Here is an 18871-nt window from a genome sequence, read left to right on the forward strand (position 1 = left end):
ACGCAACCCGTCTACAGCAAGGGTTTCGTCAGGCTGGCACAGGAATCGCTATGACAGGCCCGAACCCGCAAAGCTGAACACCACATAAAAGGGCCTGATGATGAGTATTGCCGCATTCAAGATCGCCAATAAGCTGCTGACCGGCCAAGGCGCCGTCGAGCAACTGGCGAACGAACTGCCCCGTCTGAACATACAGAACCCGCTGATCGTAACCGACGCCATCCTGATCAAGTCGGGCACCGTCGATCACGTCCTCAAACAACTGGGCGAGCGCGCCTATGGCATCTTCGATGGCGTCGAGCCGGAGCCTGAGATCGCCATCGTCGAAGCCTGCGCCAAGGTGTACCGCGCGGGCGGCCATGATGGCCTGATCGGCGTCGGTGGCGGCAGCGCCATCGATATCGCCAAGGCGGTGGCCGGTTACGTCGGCCATGACGGCGCGCTGGAAGAGCTGTTCGGCGTCGACCAGGTCAAGCGTAAAGGCCCTCCGCTGATCGCCATCCCGACCACGGCGGGTACAGGTTCGGAAGTGACCAACGTGTCGATTCTTTCCGACAAGAAGGCGCAACTGAAAAAAGGCATCGTCAGCGACTATCTGTTGCCCGACGTCGCCCTCGTCAGCCCGCTGATGACCCTGACCTGCCCGCGCAGCGTGACGGCGGCCAGTGGCGTCGATGCCCTGGTGCATGCCGTGGAGTCGTACCTGTCGGTGAATGCCTCGCCGATCACCGATGCGCTGGCCATTGGCGCCATCAAGCTGATCAGCAAAGCGCTGCCCAAAGCCTACGCCAACCCGGCCGACCTCGTCGCGCGTGAAGACATGGCCACCGCCAGCCTGATGGCCGGCATGGCATTCGGCAATGCCGGCGTCGGTGCGGTGCATGCCCTGGCTTATCCGTTGGGCGGGCGTTTCAACATCGCCCACGGGGTCAGCAACGCGCTGCTGCTGCCCTACGTGATGGCCTGGAACAAGCTTGCCTGCGTCGAGCGCATGGCCGAAATCGCCACCGCCATGGGCGTGCAGACCCACGGGCTTAGTGACAAGGCCGCTGCCGACCTGGCGGTCGAGGCCATGGCCGAGCTGTGCGCCAGCGTCGATATCCCCAAGGGCATGCGCAGCTTCGGCGTGCCGGAAGACGCCATCCCGGCCATGGCCGAGGAGGCCAGCAAGATCGACCGCCTGATGCGCAACAACCCACGTCGCCTGACTGCCGGCGATATCGAGCAGATCTACCGCGCCGCCTATTGATAACCCGCAACAGCTGATGAAGCGCCCCGGTTCTGCCGGGGCGTACTGGTTTACGTCCATACTAATAACACTAGGTAAATCCAAGATGTCCGATCTGCACGAGCAGGGCCCGGAAGCGCCCTACACGCCCCTTGGGCCATTCAAGCTGCGTCTGCCTTTCATCCATTACCGCTTCGAAATCTCCGACTACATGCAGGGTCTGCTGATGTGCGCGGTGGATCTGGCGGCGATCCCGCTGATGACCGAATTCCTCGGCATGCCGTTCGAGGTGGCGCTGGCGGTGGTCATGCTCAACGGCCTGCTGTACCTGATACACCACCTGCTTGGCGACCCGGTGGTGCCGGGCTGGATCACGCCGGCCATTCCCATGCTCATGGCCTATTGCAGCCAGTTCCCGGAGGGCGCCGAGCGGGTGCACGCGCTGATCGCCTTCCAGTTGATGCTGGGGATATTCTCCATCGGCCTGGGCATGACCGGGATGGCGCGCCGGGTGGTGTCGCTGGTGCCCTCGGCGCTCAAGGCCGGGATCATCATGGGCGCCGGGCTCAGTGCGGTGGTCACCGTGTTCAAGGAAGGCGGCCGCTTCGACGCCTTCCCTTGGACGATCTCTATCGCCATCGGCGTGGCCTTCTACCTTGTGTTCTCCATGCACTTCCAGGAGCTGAAGAAGCGCAACCGCTTCTGGTGGAACTTCGCCAAGCTGGGCATCTTCCCGATCATCCTGCTGGCGGTGATCGTCGCGCCGATCTTCGGCGAAGCACCCTGGCCGAGCATCGAGTGGGGCATCAGCAAGCCCGACTTCATCACCCTGTGGAACGAATACACGGTGTTCGGCCTCGGTATGCCGCCGCTGATGATGTTCGTCACCGCCGTCCCTACCGTGCTGGCCGCCTATCTGGTGGTATTCGGCGATGTACTGAGCAACCAGGCGATCCTCGACGAGGGCGGCAAGGTGCGCCGCGACGAGAAGATCGACTTCGATCCCAATCGCTCGCACCTGCTGTTCGGCGGGCGTAACGCGCTGATGAGCATCCTCGATCCCGATGTGGCCATGTGCGGCCCGCAGTGGGCAGCCATGCAGGTGGTGATCACCGAGCGCTTCAAGGGCGGCGCCAAGGCGATGAAATCCATCTACGGCGGCGTCGGCTCGTTCCGCTGGGGCACCAACACCGGCTTGCTGCTGTTGCCGGTAGTGACCCTGGTGCAACCGATTCTCGGCGTGGCCCTGGCGCTGACCCTGCTGATCCAGGGCTACGTGAGCGTACGCCTGGGCATCATGGAAGCGCGCAGCCAGCGCGACCTGGGCATCGCCGGGGTGATCGGCGCGGTGCTGGCGATCAAGGGCGCCGGCTGGGCGTTCGCCATCGGTCTCGGCCTGTGCCTGCTGATCTACGGCACCCGTTTCTTCCGCGGTGAGAACGACCAGACCTTCAGCAAGGATCTGCCGCCCGCCGAACCCGTGAACAAAGACTAAACAGCATTGCCGGGAGCCGAGAGCTCCCGACTACAGGAGTGACCATGAAACTCAACGATCCCGATCTGCTGCGTCATCAGGCGTATATCAATGGCCAGTGGAGCGACGCCAACGATGGCGCCACCACGGAAATCTTCAATCCGGCCAATGGTGAATCCTTGGGCCGCGTGCCGAACCTGGGCGCCGCCCAGACCCGCGCCGCCATCGAGGCTGCGCGTGATGCCCAGCCAGCCTGGCGCGCGCTGACTGCCAAGGAGCGCGCGGCACGCCTGCGCAACTGGTTTGAGCTGATGCTTGCCAACCAGGAAGACCTGGCGCAGATCATGACGGCCGAGCAGGGCAAGCCACTGAGCGAAGCGCGCGGCGAAGTGCTGTATGCCGCCTCGTTCATCGAGTGGTTCGCCGAGGAAGCCAAGCGCGTCTACGGCGATACCATCCCCGGCCACCAACCTGACAAACGCCTGCTGGTGACCAAGGAGCCGGTCGGCGTGACCGCTGCGATCACGCCCTGGAATTTCCCGGCGGCGATGATCACCCGCAAGGCCGGCCCGGCCCTGGCGGCCGGCTGCGCGATGGTGCTCAAACCTGCGCCGCAAACGCCTTTCAGCGCCCTTGCTCTGGCCGTATTGGCCGAGCGTGCTGGCATCCCGGCCGGGTTGTTCAGCGTATTGCCGGCCAATGCCGAGCGTTCCCGTGAAGTGGGCGGCGAACTGTGTGCCAACCCCATCGTGCGCAAGCTGTCGTTCACCGGCTCTACCGGTGTCGGCATCAAGCTCATGGAGCAGTGCGCGCCGACGCTCAAGAAGCTGTCCTTGGAACTGGGCGGCAATGCGCCCTTCATCGTCTTCGCCGATGCCGACCTGGATGCCGCAGTAGAGGGCGCCATGGTCGCCAAGTACCGCAACGCCGGGCAGACCTGCGTGTGTGCCAATCGTATCTATGTCCATGATGCGGTCTACGATGCCTTTGCGGAGAAGCTCGCGGCAGCGGTTGGCAAACTCAAGGTCGGTCAGGGCATTGAGGCGGGTGTAACCACCGGCCCGCTGATCGACGGCAACGCGGTGGCCAAGGTGCAGGCGCACCTGGCCGATGCGCTGGAGAAGGGCGCCAGGGTCGTGCAGGGCGGCAAGGCGCTGGGCGGCAACTTTTTCGAACCGACCGTGCTGGCAGACGTAACCACCGAGATGCGCGTGGCCCGCGAGGAGACCTTCGGCCCGCTCGCACCGTTATTCCGTTTCAGCGACGAAGCCGACGTGGTACGCCAGGCCAACGACACCGAGTTCGGTCTGGCCTGCTACTTCTACACCCGCGATCTGGGCCGCACCTTCCGGGTGGCCGAGGCGTTGGAATACGGCATGGTCGGCATCAATACCGGGCTGATCTCCAACGAAGTGGCGCCGTTCGGCGGCATGAAAGCCTCCGGCCTGGGCCGCGAGGGCTCCAAGTACGGTCTCGATGAGTATCTGGAGATCAAGTATCTCTGCCTGGGTATTTGAGCGGCTCTTTCGAGGCGTTGGTAGAAAAGCTGATCAGCGTGCTTGAGGTTTGCAAGCGTAGCCTGGGTCGAGCGCAGCGACATCCGGGAGCGCCCCTGGGTATCGCTGCGCTCAACCACAGGCTACGAGCATAGGCTCGTGTAGGAGCTGGCTTGCCAGCGAAACGATACTCGCCGCACCGAGATGGCAGCTACCGCCGCCATCTTCAGTCAGCGCGTTTCCGCGTGGCATCGGCTTCAGTGTGTAGCCCAGGTCGAGCGTAGCGGCGCCCGGACGTCGCCCTGGGGATCGCTGCGCTCAACCCAAGCTACGAGCGGCCCAGACTCCAGCCCTGTGCCTGTCGATCAAAGACGTGCCAGTCGTTACAATGCGCGCCACCGTGACCAAGCACTACGAACCTTTTACGATCTGCTGCGCGTCGGCCAGGCGTCGTTAAAAACAGGCTCGGAATGCTCATTTACTTCAGTAAACTCCGCTTCCTCGCCTGTTTTTGCCTAGCCCGGCTCTAGCTCGCGAGGTCGTAAAAACGTTCTCAGAGGTGCGCCATGCAACCCTTCGCCATCGCCCCGTCGATCCTTTCCGCCGATTTCGCCCGTCTGGGTGAGGAAGTGGACAACGTACTCGCCGCCGGGGCGGACATCGTCCATTTCGATGTCATGGATAACCACTACGTGCCCAACCTGACCATCGGCCCGATGGTCTGCACGGCGCTGCGCAAGTACGGCGTTACCGCGCCCATCGACGTGCACCTGATGGTCAGCCCGGTGGATCGCATCATCGGTGACTTCCTCGAAGCCGGTGCCAGCTACATCACCTTCCACCCCGAAGCCAGCCTGCACGTCGACCGCTCCCTGCAGTTGATCAAGGATGGCGGCGCCAAGTGCGGCCTGGTGTTCAATCCGGCGACTTCGCTGGACGTACTGAAGTACGTGATGGACAAGGTCGACATGATCCTGCTGATGAGCGTCAACCCCGGTTTCGGTGGCCAGAAGTTCATCCCCGGCACCCTCGATAAACTGCGTGAAGCCCGCGCCCTGATCGACGCCAGCGGCCGTGATATCCGTCTGGAGATCGATGGTGGCGTCAGCGCCAAGAATATCCGCGAGATCGCCGAAGCGGGCGCCGACACCTTCGTCGCCGGCTCGGCGATCTTCAACCAGCCGGACTACAAAACCGTGATCGACGCCATGCGTGCCGAGCTGGCCCAGGTGCGTGGATGAAACCGCTGCGCGCGCTGTGCGCCGGTGAGCTGCCCCGTCTGGTGATGTTCGACCTGGACGGTACGCTGGTCGATTCGGTGCCGGATCTGGCCACCGCCGTCGACCGCATGCTGACCGAGCTGGGTCGTGAGCCGGCGGGCGTCGAACGGGTGCGCACGTGGGTCGGTAATGGGGCGCGGGTGCTGGTTCGCCGCGCCCTGGCCGGCAGCATCGAGCACGCCGTTGTCAGCGACGCCGAGACGGATGTCGCCCTGGCGCGCTTTCTCGATATCTATGCCGATTGCCATGAGCTGATCACCCTCTATCCGGGTGTTCACGAACTGCTGGAGGCCCTGAGCACTGCCGCCGTCGAGCTGGCCGTGGTCACCAACAAGCCGGAGCGTTTCGTCGCGCCGCTGCTCGAGCAGGTTGGCCTGGGCGGGTACTTCCGCTGGATCATCGGTGGCGACACCCTGCCCCAGCAGAAGCCCGACCCGGCCGCGTTGCTGCAGGTGATGCACCTTGCCGGGGTGACGGCTGCACAGTCGCTGTTCATCGGCGACTCGCGCAGCGACGTACTCGCTGCCCGCGCCGCGAGTGTGCCCTGTGTGGCGGTGAGCTACGGCTACAACCACGGCCGGCCAATCGCCGAAGAAGAGCCACAACGGGTAGTCGATAGCCTGGCCGAACTGCTCTAACGGCATTTGGTTGCCTGAAGCGAGCGGCTGCGCTACCTTGGCCGCTCGTTATTCCCCCTCTTCGAGATACTCCCGTGGTGGTCACCGGCAAACTCTGGATGAAAGTCATCAAGGCCCTGGCCCGTTGGCGCTGGCGCGCCTGACATTCATCTGCCGCAACAGGCGGCCCGTTCGCACTGACCGACTTTCCAAGCCACGAGGCTGATCATGATCCATGAAGAATTCCTGCGTTTAGCCGCTGAAGGCTACAACCGCATTCCGCTTGCCTGCGAAACCATCGCCGACTTCGACACGCCGTTGTCGATCTACCTGAAGCTGGCCGACGCGCCCAATTCCTACCTGCTCGAGTCGGTGCAGGGCGGGGAGAAATGGGGTCGTTATTCGATCATCGGCCTGCCGGCGCGTACCGTGCTGCGTGTGCACGGGCATGACGTGGTCGTCAGCACCGACGGCATCGAAGTCGAACGCCATGAATGTGCCGACCCGCTGGAGTTCGTCGAGACCTTCAAGGCTCGCTACAACGTACCGACCATTGCCGGTCTGCCGCGTTTCAACGGCGGCCTGGTCGGTTACTTCGCCTACGACAGCGTGCGCTATGTGGAGCCGAAGCTGGCCGGCGGTGTAAACCCCGACACCCTGGGCACCCCGGATATCCTGCTGATGGTCTCCGACGCCGTGGTGGTGTTCGACAACCTGGCCGGCAAGATGCACGCCATCGTGCTGGCCGACCCTGCCGAGCCTGAAGCCTTCTCGCGTGGCCAGGAACAGCTGCAGGGCATCCTGCACAAGCTGCGTCAGCCCTTCACGCCGCGCCTCGGTGTGCACCTGAACAAGGCGTCGGGTGAGGAGCCGTCCTTCCGCTCCAGCTTCAGCCGCGACGACTACGAGCGCTCGGTTAACGCCATTAAGGATTACATCCTCGCCGGCGACTGCATGCAGGTGGTGATCTCCCAGCGCATGTCGATCCCGTTCAAGGCCGCGCCCATCGACCTGTACCGCGCGCTGCGTTGCATCAACCCGACGCCGTACATGTACTTCTTCAACTTCGGTGACTTCCACGTCGTCGGCTCGTCGCCGGAAGTGCTGGTGCGCGTCGAAGACAACCTGGTCACCGTGCGCCCCATCGCCGGCACCCGTCCGCGGGGCGCCACCGAAGAGGCCGATCTGGCGCTGGAAGAGGATCTGCTCTCCGACGCCAAGGAAGTCGCCGAGCACCTGATGCTCATCGACCTGGGCCGCAATGACACCGGGCGCGTCTCCGAAATCGGCTCGGTGAAGCTTACCGAGAAGATGGTCATCGAGCGTTATTCCAACGTCATGCACATCGTCTCCAACGTCACTGGCGAGCTGAAAAAAGGCCTCACTTCCATGGACGCCCTGCGCGCCATTCTGCCGGCCGGCACGCTCTCGGGCGCACCGAAGATCCGCGCGATGGAAATCATCGACGAGCTCGAACCGGTCAAGCGTGGCGTCTACGGTGGCGCGGTCGGTTACTACGCCTGGAACGGCAACATGGACACCGCCATCGCCATCCGCACCGCAGTGATCAAGGACGGCGAATTGCACGTCCAGGCCGGCGCCGGCATCGTCGCCGACTCGGTTCCCGCGCTGGAGTGGGAGGAGACGCTCAACAAGCGCCGCGCCATGTTCAAGGCCGTGGCGTTGGCCGAGCAAAGCGGCTCCTGAGTACCGTAGCACCACAGTTCTAGGCTGAGCACAAAAGCCCCATCCAAGCGGATGGGGCTTTTTGCATCGTGGGGCGCCTACAGAAGCGATTGGTGGACACCGTGGCTGTTTCGTTGCAGGCCTGTGGACGCTGCCACCCATTGAGCAGTCTTCAGGCTGCGGATGTGCTTGGCTGGTCGCCGCCCGGTTGCCCATGGGCGACACTCGCGCGGCTGTCGATGTAGGCGGCCAGATGATGCAGTTCGATGAACTTGGGCGCCTTGGCGCTGCTGTCCAGGGTGGTGATCGGCAGGTTCAGTCGCCCGGACGCGATGGCGCGAATGAAGTTGTCCGGGCTCAGGTGACGGAAGTACACCGTACGCACTCGGTCGATGGGCACCAGCACGTCGCCGTGGGTGCGAAAAAGTAGCTCCAGCGTCTGGAGCGGCAGGGGCGGCTCAGGCTGAGTGTTCATGGCAAGGGCTCGGTATCGGGTGACTCCCGGTTGGTTGACAGGTGTGTGATCAATCTTCGGTAAAACGCGACGATTTGAGGATGCCGCCCACCAGGTGAATCTTGCTGACGTTGTCCTGCGGGATATGAATGGGCGGGTGGTTCTGGTTGACACTGTCGAAGCGGTACATGCCGTCACGCAGGTAGATGTATTCCTTGATCATCGCCTGCCCATCGAGGGTGCGTACCATCACTTCATCACCGGCATGGAAGGCCTTGTTCGGCTCGATCAGCACGTACTCACCGTTCTTGATCCGTGGATGCATGCTGTCGCCGCTGACCCGCAGGCCATAGGCGTTCGGGTCGTCACTGTGGATGCGCAAGTAGCCGTCTCCATGGCCGACAGGAAAGTCGATCTCTTCGAAATACCCATGGGTGCCCAGCTGCGCATGCCCTACCACCGGCACCTCGCCGCCGCGGGCGTGGCCCACGTCCAGCGTGTCACTTGCCGCACTCGCAGGCTCGGGTAGCGCCTCACTGCCGGCGAGCTCGGCGATGCTCACGCCCAGTGCCGGTGCGAGCAGCAGCAGATCCGCCAGGCTCGGCTCACGCAGATCACTTTCGTAATTACCAATGCGCGACTGGGACGACCAGCCGCACGCTTCGGCCAATAGCTGTTGGCTAAGGCCTCTGCTTTTACGCAGGTGCTTGATGCGTTTCCCGAGAGTTTCCATGACGGCGCTCCAGTAATCACGATGTGAAATATTTATAGCGCAGTTTTCACCTTGAATAAAACACGAATCGTGATTATTTTTTCATCTGTCGATCACCGGTATGGCTCGACCCGTTTTCAGCCCGGCATGCGCAGTGAGCGCTAGGGGCTTACCCGTTATCGCCGTCAGTGGGACGGCAGGAGGAGTATCATGATTTCCTATATCGACGACGCACTACAGATTTGGGCCGATGAACGGCTGGGCAGCGAGAAAAATCTTGGCTCAGGGTTCGGTGGCAATGTTATCGCTTCGCTGATGGCTACACAGGGTGTGTTGATTCGAGGCGAGCGGGGTAGCCGGGTGCTGCTAGACAGAACCGCTGAGATCGAATGGATCGTCAGCAAGCACCTCTCACCAGAGCAACGGCAGGTCGTCATCGAACACTACTGTGGCGACGCGTGCTCACCGGGCGAGAAGTGGGCAGCATGCGATTGCAGTCGCTCGCAGTTCTATCGGCGCCTGGGGCAGGCGCACAAGGTTATCCAATCACAACTCCTGAAGCGCGCCGCTTGAGCGCGCTTTTTCCTTCTGTTCCTGTCCACTCTGCGTGTTAGAAACACCCGGCGGCGCTTCCGATAATCCCTCTGAAAACCTTTGATGGTTCACCTGCGCGGTTCCAGTCGCCGTGTCGGTGGAGGCGTGCGCGTCTGATTTATCGAGGCGCTGCGTGTGCCAAACCCCATCGTGTCCGCTTTTTCTCGGCGCGTTTCCGCTGATGGCCGCAGGTGCCTTGTGACCCTGAGAATCGGGGGATATAAATTGATCAACGTCAACGAGGTGGGCCACCAGCCAGCCTCGTAAAACCCGGCTCCGCGCCGGGTTTTTTGTTTCCGTCATTGGGCGGCCCTATCGGCAATCCGTGACCCAGGGCCTTGCAGACGAGCGGGGCTTTTTATTTCCGCCGCTCAACGAGGTGCGGGGGGCTCGCCACCAGGCAACCCTCCTCGCGTTGCTGTGGCTTCTAATAACAAACCCCGTTGCGTATGGGGACGTCGTCGTGGCCGCTGGCCACGGGGAGGATTTTTATAATGAGCGAGCCCGGTAGCGTGTTAATGGCTAGCACCTTGGGAGTCAATCTGCCCGCGATCTTGAATAGCATCAACGGAGAGGCTGCGGTCGGGGCCTTGTTTGGAGCACTGGTCTACTTCACCACTACACAAGAGCTGCCGTTATGGAATCGCCTGACGTTCTTCATGACGTCGTTCGTGATGGGTTATCTGTTTACCCCGGCGATCGTCGATTTCGAATTCTACGGTATGCGTCCCTTTGCCTATTCCGGGCCGGCAGGGTTTGCCGGTGCGGGGCTGGTGGTAACGATCATGCTGGCGGCAATCAAGCGTCGCGGGGCCCCGCCTGGGGTCGAGGCGCGAGGAGGCAACGATGATTAGTCTCGTACTCACGCATGCGACGTTCTGCCTGTGTGGCGCTGTATTCGTACGCTTGTTCACCTACCGCCGGCATGGCGCACGTTTTAGACGCGGTATGAGTTGCATGGCGATGTTGCTGATGGGCAGCTCGGGATCCGCGATGTTGCAGATCATGCTGGGCGACCTGAAGTTACCGGCGCAGGCATGGTCGCTGGTGCTGTTGCTGGCGGTGTTCGCCGTGGCGGTGTTTCGTTCGGGAGGCAACCTGGCTGGCGTCATCCGTGAGTGCCCACCCCACTGTTCCGACGTGCACGCAGAGCGTGTCGAAGATCGTACGTAAAGCTGTACCCGACTGACGCACTGGCGTCTGCCTATAACGAGCATGTGGCGCAGCTTGTCTGCGATCACCTGCCTTGACCCCTTGGGGCCGCTGGCTGGCCCCTTCACTCAACTGTTCCACTTCATCAAGGCCCGCGGCAATGCGGGCTTTTTTTCGTCTGGAGGAAATACCATGAGCATTAAAACCTTTGACCAGATGGCCGCAGCCGGTGAGTTTCCGCTTATCGGTTTCAACGTTGCTGGGTTGGGTAACAACCCCTACGTGGACGCCATCACCACTGCTTCCCTCGATACGCACTACCGCACCATCGCGCCTCGCGGGCATCAGCCTGACTACATCAAGTCCTATGCGGGCGGTTTGAATGGCAAGCCATTCGCTGCGCGCTTGCCGTTCGCCGGTGAACGCATCGCCATTCTCGATGGTGCAGGTGGTTTCACCTTGCGTCAGGGCTACATCGAGGAAATCCGCAAGGCCATCCGCCATGTGCATAGCTGGGGTGGGTATTCCCTGCTCGACATGCATAACTACGCCCGCTGGTATGTCCGCGCCTCTGGCCCGGTAGCCGGCCGCACCGTGCAGTCCTGGGGCGGTGGCTATGCGCTGTGGACATCGATCGGCGCGTCTGACTGCCCGGTTGATTACCCACTGCTGGCGCGCATCTGGGCGGCCATTGTGCAGACGTTCAAGGACGAGCCAGGCGTACTCGGCTACGGGCTGATGAACGAGCCGCACAATGCGGGTACTCAAGCCGATGGCGGGGTGAACGTCGAAGCCTTGTGGAGCGCCAATGTGCAGCGTCTTATCAACGCGGTTCGTGCCGAGGACTCGCGGCACTTCATCACCGTGGCGGGCAATGCCTTCAGTACTGCACTGCACTGGCCGGCTCGTTCGGACGCGCTCAAGAACCTCACCGACCCTGCTGGTCGCCTGCTTTACGAGGCGCACCAGTACCCGGACAAGGACGGCGTGGGCGGCGGCAAATGGACGGCCGCCAGCGAGTCGATCAGCTACCGCGATCGTGTTGCGGACTGGCGTCCCTACGTCGACTGGCTCAAGGCCAACGGCAAGCGGGGTATCGCTGGCGAGTTCGGTGGGCCGGATCACGTGCCCGGCATGCGCACCTATTTCACCGAGCTGCACAAGTACTTCGATGCCAACCATATCCTGCGCTTCCAGTGGCTGGCTGGCCCCGGTGACGCCGACGATGCGCCCAATGGCATGGATCGCAACGACGGCACCCTGAAGCCGAACACGCGCTCGTTGATGGCACGCATCGGCAACACCACCACCGCCTACGGGCCTCGTTAAACCAATCGACATCAGGCCGTGTGAAAACGTAGCGAGCGAAGGTCAAGCAAGGCAAAAACCGGCGAAAAAGCGCAGTTTACGAGTTGTAAATGAGCATTTTGAGCTGGTTTTTAACGCCGCATGACCGAGCGCAGTAGTTTTCACACAGCCTGACATGGCCCGCTTCGGTGGGCCATTCCAGATAGGAGAATTCTCATGGCCCGTATTACTGCTGCCCAGGCAGGCGGCACCAACGTGCTCGCCTTTCTCGACATGCTCGCCTGGAGCGAAGGCACCTCGACCATCCCCCACAGTGATGACGGCTACAACGTACTGGTAGGTGGCACGCTGTTCGGCGATTACCGCGCGCACCCGCGACAACTGATCGACCTGCCGCGCTATCGCATCAAGTCCACGGCGGCCGGGCGCTATCAGTTTCTGGCCCGTACCTGGGACTCGATCGTCAGCCTTTACCGCTTCCATGGTCGCTTCACGCCAGAGGCGCAGGATCTGGCTGCGGTGAAACTGCTCGATGAGTGCGGCGCGCTTGCGCATATCCGTGATGGGCGAATAGAACGCGCCATCACGGCTGCCGCGCCAATCTGGGCCAGCCTGCCAGGGGCTGGCTACGGTCAGCGTGAACATGAACTGAGCGCACTGTTGTGCAACTACGAAAAAGAACGCGCTGCTGAAGCCTGCGACCAGTCTGACCTGCTGGCCAGGTACAGCGCAGGCGGCGGGCAGGTGGCAGCATGAGCTGGCTATCGCTGATCCCACTCAACTACCGCGTGCTCGCGAGCGCTGGCCTGGCTGTGGCGCTACTGGTCGGTGCCGCCAGCCTTGGCTGGCTTGCCCAAGGCTGGCGGCTGGGCGAGCGGATGGCCGAACAGGGCCGCGAGCTCGAACAGCAAATCGCCGTGCGCGACAAACTGCATGCCGACACGCTGGCCATGGCCCAGAGCGCCGCAGCCGGTGAGGCCCGGCGCGCAAATGAAAAGCGCCTGACGCTGGAGCAGCAGCTGCAGGCGATATCCCAGAACCAACACAGGAGACTTACCGATGCGCAAACAAGTGCTGAGCGCCTGCGTGATCGTCTCGCTACTGCTGAGCTACGGCTGTCAGTCCTACTCGCCAACCCCGGTACCGCCGATGCAGGTGGTGACGCAGTGCCCTCCACCGCCAGTACCGGACGCCTGGTGGATGGAGCCCACCGAGCCGACATTGATGCGGGATCTGCTCAACGAATTGTCAGTATCGCCGAACGAGGAGACCGGGCGATCATCGCCCTAGGGATGTGCCAGGCCTATGCGCGAACGATAAGCCTGGATCGTTAATGTTGCTGACGCCATTCGCATTACGGATGAGCATCCGTGGAGGCTTGCTCGGTATTGGTGAGTAGCGCCTGCTAATCCCCGGCAGCCAAGGTAGGCAGCCGGGCGGTGAAGGAGGTGCCGTCCGTTTCATTGGAAACAACGCAAACCGTGCCGTTGTGGCCCCTGATGATCTCTGCGGCGATATACAGGCCCAATCCCAAGCCTTCGCGCTGCCCCAGTTCCGAGCGGGTGTAGGGCTGAAAAAGCTTGGGCATCAATTCGGGATCGATCGGCACGCCCTCATTCCACACACAGAGCACCAGATGGCCGTCTTCCACGCCGACATTCACCTTGATCGGGGTGCCGTGGCGACCGTGGGTGACGGCGTTGGCCAGCAGGTTGGAAAGTAACTGGCAGAGGCGCACCGGATCGCACAGGTTCGCCTGCGGTACGTTCACCGAGTGCTCGATGACCGCGGCAGGATAGGCCTCAGTAATTTCGCTGATGACGCGCTCGAAGTCGGTCTGCAGATTGGCAACCATTTTGGGCTCGACCGGAATACCGCTACCCAGCCGACCGCGGGCGAAGTCGAGGATGTTCTCGATCAACGAGCCCATACGTTTGGCACTGCTTTGAATCGCGGTGGCGAGCCGGCGCTCGGGACGGTCAACCAGCTTGGATTCAAGAATGTCGGCGCCCATCCGCACCGCGCTCAATGGTGTGCGTAGATCGTGGCCAAGCACCGCGATCAATTGTTCACGCAGGTGCCCGGTTTCTTTCTCGACCTCCAGCTCTCGCTGGCTTTGCTCCACGGAAGCCTGCATATCCAGATTCGCGGCGATCAATTGTGCGAAAAGCGTGAGCGTTTCGGTGATGACGTCTATATCGAGGTTGGCTGGCGCCGGGTCGATCGCGCAGAGCGTGCCGAAGAAGTCTCCATTGGCGCGGATGATCGGGATCGAGACGTAACTTTCCAGGCCGTAAAATTTGGGCGTGTGGTGCCTGGAAAAGATGGGATGTTCACTGGCATGCCCAAACAGCACCGGCGTGCGGTGCTGGCGGATCTCATCGCAGATAGTGGTCTCAAGCGCCAACTCGTCGCCTGGCTTGAGCCCGAAGTCGATCGAGTCGTCGACCGCGCACGTGACCCATTGCTTATCGGTGACTCGGGCGACGGCCGCGAAGCGCAGGCCGGTCACATGTTTGACCATGCGCAGAATCATCGGAATTGCCTCGATCTTCGCAACGGCGCGAAGGTCGGGGCCAAAATTTATCGTCGACATCTTGGCCGTTCCGATTGCAAAGAATACAGAGTACCGCAGTCGCTTTTACCGCTCACCGAACTTTACAGTGGCCTGTGTGTGTCCTAGGGTCTGTTGACGTTTCACGCACGGCCGCGCCGGAGCCAGTTTTAGCGCGAGGCAAGGCACGAGGTGCGAAGTTTGGCTGGCCAAATGAGCCACCGAGAAACGCAGCATCGCGCTAAAACTGGCCCGGCCCTTCGGGTTGCGCGGGAAATCTCGCCATGCGTTGTTGGAGGACTTGGCAAGAGAACAACCATTCCCTGCGTCCTCCGCCTAGCCTGGCGTGATTTCTCGCGGCAACGCGGCTCGCGCTGAAACGTCAACAGACCCTAGCTCCGTTGGATGACGAGCAGTGTGATATTGCACGCCGTAACGCGCTGGGCTACTGTGCGGGCAGATAAACGCGAGACCTTCCCCGTGAATGCCAGCAGTACCCTTCTGATGCTAGTCATCAAAGCCCACGCCCGTTGGCGTTGGCGCGCCTGATCTCTTTTTCTCCGGCCATGCCGGAAGATTCTCTCTGCCTTGCTCCAGCCCCAGACGTTCATTGTTCCCAGCATGAAATAATGCGGGTACCCATGAGGGTGTTGATAACAAGGCGATTGGCTGAAGAGCAGTAAATCAAAGGGTTAAATCTAAAATGCTGCTGATGATCGACAACTACGACTCCTTTACCTACAACGTGGTGCAGTACCTGGGCGAGCTGGGTGCCGATGTTCACGTTATCCGTAACGATGAACTGACCATTGCTCAAATCGAGGCGTTGCAGCCCGAGCGCATCGTCGTCTCTCCAGGGCCGTGCACGCCCACCGAAGCTGGGGTCTCCATCGAGGCCATCATGCATTTCGCTGGCAAGCTGCCGATCCTCGGCGTCTGCCTGGGCCACCAGAGCATTGGTCAGGCCTACGGCGGTGATGTGGTGCGCGCCCGTCAGGTGATGCACGGCAAGACCAGCCCGGTGTTCCATGAGGACAAAGGCGTGTTCGCCGGCCTTAACAATCCGCTCACCGTGACCCGCTATCACTCCCTGGTGGTCAAGCGTGACAGCCTTCCGGACTGCCTGGAAATCACCGCCTGGACGGCCAATGAAGATGGCTCCGTCGACGAGATCATGGGTCTGCGTCACAAGACCCTGAACGTCGAGGGCGTGCAGTTTCACCCTGAGTCGATTCTTACCGAGCAGGGCCATGAACTGTTCGCCAACTTCCTCAAGCAGACCGGAGGCGTGCGCGCATGAACATCAAGGAAGCCCTCAACCGCATCGTCACCCAGCTGGATCTGTCCACCGAGGAAATGCGCGACGTGATGCGCGAAATCATGACCGGGCAGTGCACCGACGCGCAGATCGGCGCCTTTCTCATGGGCATGCGCATGAAGAGCGAGACCATCGACGAGATCGTCGGGGCTGCCAGCGTGATGCGTGAACTGGCCTCGCCGGTGGAGATCGCTGCTGAACGGCTGGTCGACACCTGCGGTACCGGTGGCGACGGCATGAATATCTTCAACGTCTCCACCGCGGCGGCCTTCGTCGTCGCTGCGGCGGGTGGCAAAGTGGCCAAGCACGGCAACCGTGCTGTCTCGGGCAAGAGCGGCAGTGCCGACCTGCTCGAGGCCGCTGGTGTCTATCTGGGTCTCACGCCAGTACAGGTGGCGCGCTGCGTCGAGACCGTCGGTGTCGGCTTCATGTTCGCGCCGTCCCATCACGGCGCGATGAAGCACGCCATCGGCCCACGTCGTGAGCTCGGCCTACGTACGCTGTTCAATATGCTCGGCCCGATGACTAACCCGGCTGGCGCCAAGCACCAGGTGGTTGGCGTATTCAGCCAGGCGCTGTGCCGGCCGATGGCCGAAGTGCTGCAGCGCCTTGGCAGCGAGCATGTGCTGGTAGTGCATGCGCAGGATGGTCTCGATGAGATAAGCCTGGCGGCGCCCACCTTCGTCGCCGAGCTGAAGAATGGTGTGGTCAGCGAGTACCGCATCCAGCCCGAAGACTTTGGCATCAAGAGTCAGAGCCTGATCGGCTTGACCGTTGACGGCGCCGTGCAGTCGTTGGAACTGATCCGCGATGCGCTGGGCCGCCGCAAGAGCGAGGTCGGCCAGAAGGCTGCCGATATCATCGTGCTCAATGCCGGTGCTGCGCTGTATGCCGCAGACCATGCCGACAACCTGAGCGATGGCATGAGCCTGGCTCATGACGCGCTGCACACCGGCCTAGCCCGGGAAAAGATGGAAGAGTTGGTGTCCTTTACCGCGGTATTCAAACAGGAGAATGAAGGGTGAGCATTCCCACCGTTCTGGAAAAGATCCTCGCCCGCAAAGCCGAGGAGGTCGCGGCCCGACGTGCGATCGTCAGCCTGGCCGAGGTCGAGCGCGAAGCGCGCGCGGCCGATGCGCCACGTGGCTTTGCCGCCGCGCTGATCGAGAAGGCCAAGAGCAAGCAGCCGGCGGTGATCGCCGAGATCAAGAAGGCATCGCCCAGCAAGGGTGTGCTCCGTGAAAACTTCGTGCCGGCGGAAATTGCCCAGAGCTATCAGGATGGCGGCGCGACCTGCCTGTCGATCCTCACCGATATCGACTTCTTTCAGGGCGCAGACCGCTACCTACAGGAAGGGCGTGCGGCGTGTTCGCTGCCGGTGATCCGCAAGGATTTCATGATCGACCCGTACCAGATCGTCGAGGCGCGGGCATTGGGTGCCGACTGCGTGCTGCTGATCGTCTCGGCACTGTCCGATGCGCAGATGGGTGAGCTGGCGGCAACGGCCAAGGCCTTCGATCTCGACGTGCTGGTGGAGGTGCATGACGGCGATGAACTCGAGCGCGCACTGAACGTGCTGGACACGCCCCTGGTCGGCGTGAACAACCGTAACCTGCACACCTTCGAGGTCAATCTGGAAACCACCCTGGATCTGCTGCCGCGCATTCCCCGCGACCGTCTGGTGGTTACCGAAAGCGGCATCCTCAACCGTGCCGACGTGGAGCTGATGGAAATCAGCGACGTGTATGCCTTCCTGGTCGGTGAAGCGTTCATGCGTGCGGACAATCCGGGCGCCGAACTGGAGCGTCTGTTCTTCCCCGAGCGTAAGCGTTTTATCGTCAGCCCTGATGTTGACTGACTGAATACGACAACGGCGCCCGACAGGCCGTGTGAAAACGTAGCGAGCGAAGGTCAGGCAAGGCAAAAACCGGCGAAAAAGCGCAGTTTACGAGTTGTAAATGAGCATTTTGAGCTGGTTTTTAACGCCGCATGACCGAGCGCAGTAGTTTTCACACTGCCTGCCGAGGGCGCCATTGTCGTATCTGGCGGCCGCTTAGAGCGACAGGCGCATGGACAGGTCCACCGCCTTGACGTCCTTGGTCAGGGTGCCGATGGATACGTAATCCACGCCCGTCTCGGCAATGCTGCGCAAGGTGCTTTCGTTCACGCCGCCAGAGGCTTCGAGTTTGGCGCGGCCGGCATTGATACTCACGGCGCGGCGCATATCCTCGAGCGACAGCTCATCAAGCATGACGATATCGGCTCCAGCAGCCAGGGCCTGTTCGAGTTCTTCCAGGCTTTCCACTTCCACTTCGACCGGTTTGCCGGGTGCGATGTGGCGTGCAGCAGCCACTGCGGCTTCGATACCTCCACACGCGGCGATGTGGTTCTCCTTTATAAGGAAGGCGTCGAACAGCCCGATGCGGTGGTTGTGGCAGCCGCCCTGGGTCACTGCATACTTCTGCGCCAGGCGCAGGCCGGGCAGGGTCTTGCGGGTATCGAGCAGTTTGACCTCAGTGCCTTGCACCAGCGCGGCGTAATGTTGGCAGCGGGTCGCCACGGCCGACAGGGTCTGCAGGAAGTTCAGCGCGCTGCGTTCGCCGCTAAGCAGCGCCCGTGCCGGGCCTTCGAGGTGGAACAGCGCCTGGTTAGGCGTTACCCGCTGGCCATCCTGCACCTGCCAGTGCACCGCTACACGCGGGTCGAGTTGACGGAATACTTCGTCTACCCAGGCAGTGCCGCAGACCACCGCATCTTCTCGGGTGATCACCGTGGCATGGGCCAGGCGCGATTCGGGGATCAGTTGGGCGGTGATGTCGCCACTGCCAATATCTTCGCGCAAGCTGCGACGGACGTTGGCCTCGATTTCGGCGCGGAGCTCGGTGAGCAGTAGATTCGGCATGTGGCCTCCGATTGGCTGAGGCGGCGATTATAGGGGGAGTCGCCGGCGGTGCTACGTTCATCGGCTAAAAATGAACCCTGGCGGTAACACTCGGTC

Annotated in this window: 19 protein-coding genes; 15 read left to right on the forward strand and 4 right to left on the reverse strand. The window is 61.9% G+C overall.

Features of this window, described 5'->3' with window-relative positions:
* The first annotated feature begins 100 nt into the window (after positions 1 to 100).
* The 6 genes from K5Q02_RS07855 (at position 101) to trpE (ending at position 7802) form a co-directional block, all read left to right on the forward strand.
* Positions 101 to 1249 (forward strand): iron-containing alcohol dehydrogenase, encoded by a 1149-nt coding sequence (locus K5Q02_RS07855; protein WP_225838046.1) that lies wholly within the window; start codon positions 101 to 103, stop codon positions 1247 to 1249.
* An 85-nt stretch (positions 1250 to 1334) separates the two neighbouring features.
* The gene (locus K5Q02_RS07860; RefSeq protein WP_225838048.1) at positions 1335 to 2723 is read left to right on the forward strand and encodes a DUF3360 domain-containing protein; all 1389 of its coding nucleotides are present in this window, start codon (positions 1335 to 1337) and stop codon (positions 2721 to 2723) included.
* 44 nt (positions 2724 to 2767) lie between these two features.
* A complete protein-coding gene (gene gabD / locus K5Q02_RS07865; RefSeq protein ID WP_225838050.1) occupies positions 2768 to 4219 on the forward strand; it encodes an NADP-dependent succinate-semialdehyde dehydrogenase in 1452 nt (483 codons plus the stop codon).
* A 545-nt stretch (positions 4220 to 4764) separates the two neighbouring features.
* Positions 4765 to 5439, forward strand: a complete 675-nt coding sequence (rpe, locus tag K5Q02_RS07870) for a ribulose-phosphate 3-epimerase (protein WP_225838052.1) — start codon at positions 4765 to 4767, stop codon at positions 5437 to 5439.
* Positions 5436 to 6116 carry a phosphoglycolate phosphatase gene (locus K5Q02_RS07875; protein WP_225838054.1) on the forward strand — a complete coding sequence of 227 codons (681 nt, stop codon included), beginning with the start codon at positions 5436 to 5438 and terminating at the stop codon, positions 6114 to 6116. Before rpe ends, K5Q02_RS07875 begins: the two co-directional genes overlap by 4 nt.
* A 207-nt stretch (positions 6117 to 6323) precedes the next feature.
* Positions 6324 to 7802, forward strand: a complete 1479-nt coding sequence (gene trpE / locus K5Q02_RS07880) for an anthranilate synthase component I (protein WP_225838056.1) — start codon at positions 6324 to 6326, stop codon at positions 7800 to 7802.
* Between the two features lie 151 nt (positions 7803 to 7953).
* Here trpE and K5Q02_RS07885 read toward each other — a convergent pair whose 3' ends face one another.
* A complete protein-coding gene (locus K5Q02_RS07885) occupies positions 7954 to 8256 on the reverse strand; it encodes a pyocin activator PrtN family protein (RefSeq protein ID WP_225838058.1) in 303 nt (100 codons plus the stop codon).
* Between the two features lie 49 nt (positions 8257 to 8305).
* Positions 8306 to 8968: an XRE family transcriptional regulator gene (locus K5Q02_RS07890; RefSeq protein ID WP_225838060.1), complete on the reverse strand. Its 663-nt coding sequence runs from the start codon at positions 8966 to 8968 to the stop codon at positions 8306 to 8308.
* 189 nt (positions 8969 to 9157) lie between these two features.
* Between K5Q02_RS07890 and K5Q02_RS07895 the strand changes: the two genes are divergently transcribed.
* The 6 genes from K5Q02_RS07895 to K5Q02_RS07920 all read left to right on the forward strand — a co-directional run bounded on the left by K5Q02_RS07895 (position 9158) and on the right by K5Q02_RS07920 (position 13335).
* The gene (locus tag K5Q02_RS07895; RefSeq protein ID WP_225838062.1) at positions 9158 to 9520 is read left to right on the forward strand and encodes a PA0613 family protein; all 363 of its coding nucleotides are present in this window, start codon (positions 9158 to 9160) and stop codon (positions 9518 to 9520) included.
* 515 nt (positions 9521 to 10035) lie between these two features.
* Complete coding sequence (locus K5Q02_RS07900) at positions 10036 to 10395, forward strand: putative holin (RefSeq protein ID WP_225838063.1); 360 nt, start codon at positions 10036 to 10038, stop codon at positions 10393 to 10395.
* Positions 10388 to 10714 (forward strand): phage holin family protein, encoded by a 327-nt coding sequence (locus tag K5Q02_RS07905; RefSeq protein WP_225838065.1) that lies wholly within the window; start codon positions 10388 to 10390, stop codon positions 10712 to 10714. Before K5Q02_RS07900 ends, K5Q02_RS07905 begins: the two co-directional genes overlap by 8 nt.
* 171 nt (positions 10715 to 10885) lie before the next feature.
* Complete coding sequence (locus tag K5Q02_RS07910; protein ID WP_225838067.1) at positions 10886 to 12022, forward strand: glycoside hydrolase family 5 protein; 1137 nt, start codon at positions 10886 to 10888, stop codon at positions 12020 to 12022.
* A 195-nt stretch (positions 12023 to 12217) separates the two neighbouring features.
* The gene (locus tag K5Q02_RS07915; RefSeq protein WP_225838069.1) at positions 12218 to 12757 is read left to right on the forward strand and encodes a glycoside hydrolase family 24 protein; all 540 of its coding nucleotides are present in this window, start codon (positions 12218 to 12220) and stop codon (positions 12755 to 12757) included.
* On the forward strand, positions 12754 to 13335 hold the full coding sequence (locus K5Q02_RS07920; protein WP_225838071.1) for a lysis system i-spanin subunit Rz: 582 nt from the start codon (positions 12754 to 12756) through the stop codon (positions 13333 to 13335). The genes K5Q02_RS07915 and K5Q02_RS07920 overlap by 4 nt, the downstream gene beginning before the upstream one ends.
* Before the next feature lie 71 nt (positions 13336 to 13406).
* Here K5Q02_RS07920 and K5Q02_RS07925 read toward each other — a convergent pair whose 3' ends face one another.
* A complete protein-coding gene (locus K5Q02_RS07925) occupies positions 13407 to 14597 on the reverse strand; it encodes a GAF domain-containing sensor histidine kinase (protein ID WP_225838080.1) in 1191 nt (396 codons plus the stop codon).
* A gap of 661 nt (positions 14598 to 15258) precedes the next feature.
* On the opposite strand from K5Q02_RS07925, the gene K5Q02_RS07930 reads away from it, so the two are divergent.
* The 3 genes from K5Q02_RS07930 to trpC are packed head-to-tail and all read left to right on the forward strand — an operon-like array spanning position 15259 to position 17731.
* Entirely contained in the window at positions 15259 to 15855 is a 597-nt protein-coding gene (locus K5Q02_RS07930; RefSeq protein WP_225838082.1) for an aminodeoxychorismate/anthranilate synthase component II, read from the forward strand.
* The gene (trpD, locus tag K5Q02_RS07935; protein WP_225838084.1) at positions 15852 to 16898 is read left to right on the forward strand and encodes an anthranilate phosphoribosyltransferase; all 1047 of its coding nucleotides are present in this window, start codon (positions 15852 to 15854) and stop codon (positions 16896 to 16898) included. The genes K5Q02_RS07930 and trpD overlap by 4 nt, the downstream gene beginning before the upstream one ends.
* Positions 16895 to 17731, forward strand: a complete 837-nt coding sequence (trpC, locus tag K5Q02_RS07940) for an indole-3-glycerol phosphate synthase TrpC (protein ID WP_225838086.1) — start codon at positions 16895 to 16897, stop codon at positions 17729 to 17731. Before trpD ends, trpC begins: the two co-directional genes overlap by 4 nt.
* A gap of 195 nt (positions 17732 to 17926) precedes the next feature.
* Here trpC and nadC read toward each other — a convergent pair whose 3' ends face one another.
* The gene (gene nadC, locus K5Q02_RS07945; RefSeq protein ID WP_225838087.1) at positions 17927 to 18775 is read right to left on the reverse strand and encodes a carboxylating nicotinate-nucleotide diphosphorylase; all 849 of its coding nucleotides are present in this window, start codon (positions 18773 to 18775) and stop codon (positions 17927 to 17929) included.
* Between the last annotated feature and the right edge of the window lie 96 nt (positions 18776 to 18871).

It is taken from the genome of Pseudomonas sp. MM211, from assembly GCF_020386635.1.
Classification (GTDB): domain Bacteria; phylum Pseudomonadota; class Gammaproteobacteria; order Pseudomonadales; family Pseudomonadaceae; genus Aquipseudomonas.

Coding starts and splice junctions, on each gene's coding strand:
- K5Q02_RS07930 (WP_225838082.1), top strand. CDS start 15,259: ATGCTGCTGATGATCGACAACTACGACTCCTTTACCTACAACGTGGTG.
- trpD (WP_225838084.1), top strand. CDS start 15,852: ATGAACATCAAGGAAGCCCTCAACCGCATCGTCACCCAGCTGGATCTG.
- nadC (WP_225838087.1), bottom strand. CDS start 18,775: ATGCCGAATCTACTGCTCACCGAGCTCCGCGCCGAAATCGAGGCCAAC.
- K5Q02_RS07920 (WP_225838071.1), top strand. CDS start 12,754: ATGAGCTGGCTATCGCTGATCCCACTCAACTACCGCGTGCTCGCGAGC.
- K5Q02_RS07900 (WP_225838063.1), top strand. CDS start 10,036: ATGAGCGAGCCCGGTAGCGTGTTAATGGCTAGCACCTTGGGAGTCAAT.
- K5Q02_RS07860 (WP_225838048.1), top strand. CDS start 1,335: ATGTCCGATCTGCACGAGCAGGGCCCGGAAGCGCCCTACACGCCCCTT.
- trpE (WP_225838056.1), top strand. CDS start 6,324: ATGATCCATGAAGAATTCCTGCGTTTAGCCGCTGAAGGCTACAACCGC.
- K5Q02_RS07910 (WP_225838067.1), top strand. CDS start 10,886: ATGAGCATTAAAACCTTTGACCAGATGGCCGCAGCCGGTGAGTTTCCG.
- rpe (WP_225838052.1), top strand. CDS start 4,765: ATGCAACCCTTCGCCATCGCCCCGTCGATCCTTTCCGCCGATTTCGCC.
- K5Q02_RS07875 (WP_225838054.1), top strand. CDS start 5,436: ATGAAACCGCTGCGCGCGCTGTGCGCCGGTGAGCTGCCCCGTCTGGTG.
- K5Q02_RS07925 (WP_225838080.1), bottom strand. CDS start 14,597: ATGTCGACGATAAATTTTGGCCCCGACCTTCGCGCCGTTGCGAAGATC.
- K5Q02_RS07905 (WP_225838065.1), top strand. CDS start 10,388: ATGATTAGTCTCGTACTCACGCATGCGACGTTCTGCCTGTGTGGCGCT.
- K5Q02_RS07890 (WP_225838060.1), bottom strand. CDS start 8,968: ATGGAAACTCTCGGGAAACGCATCAAGCACCTGCGTAAAAGCAGAGGC.
- K5Q02_RS07855 (WP_225838046.1), top strand. CDS start 101: ATGAGTATTGCCGCATTCAAGATCGCCAATAAGCTGCTGACCGGCCAA.
- K5Q02_RS07895 (WP_225838062.1), top strand. CDS start 9,158: ATGATTTCCTATATCGACGACGCACTACAGATTTGGGCCGATGAACGG.
- K5Q02_RS07885 (WP_225838058.1), bottom strand. CDS start 8,256: ATGAACACTCAGCCTGAGCCGCCCCTGCCGCTCCAGACGCTGGAGCTA.
- gabD (WP_225838050.1), top strand. CDS start 2,768: ATGAAACTCAACGATCCCGATCTGCTGCGTCATCAGGCGTATATCAAT.
- K5Q02_RS07915 (WP_225838069.1), top strand. CDS start 12,218: ATGGCCCGTATTACTGCTGCCCAGGCAGGCGGCACCAACGTGCTCGCC.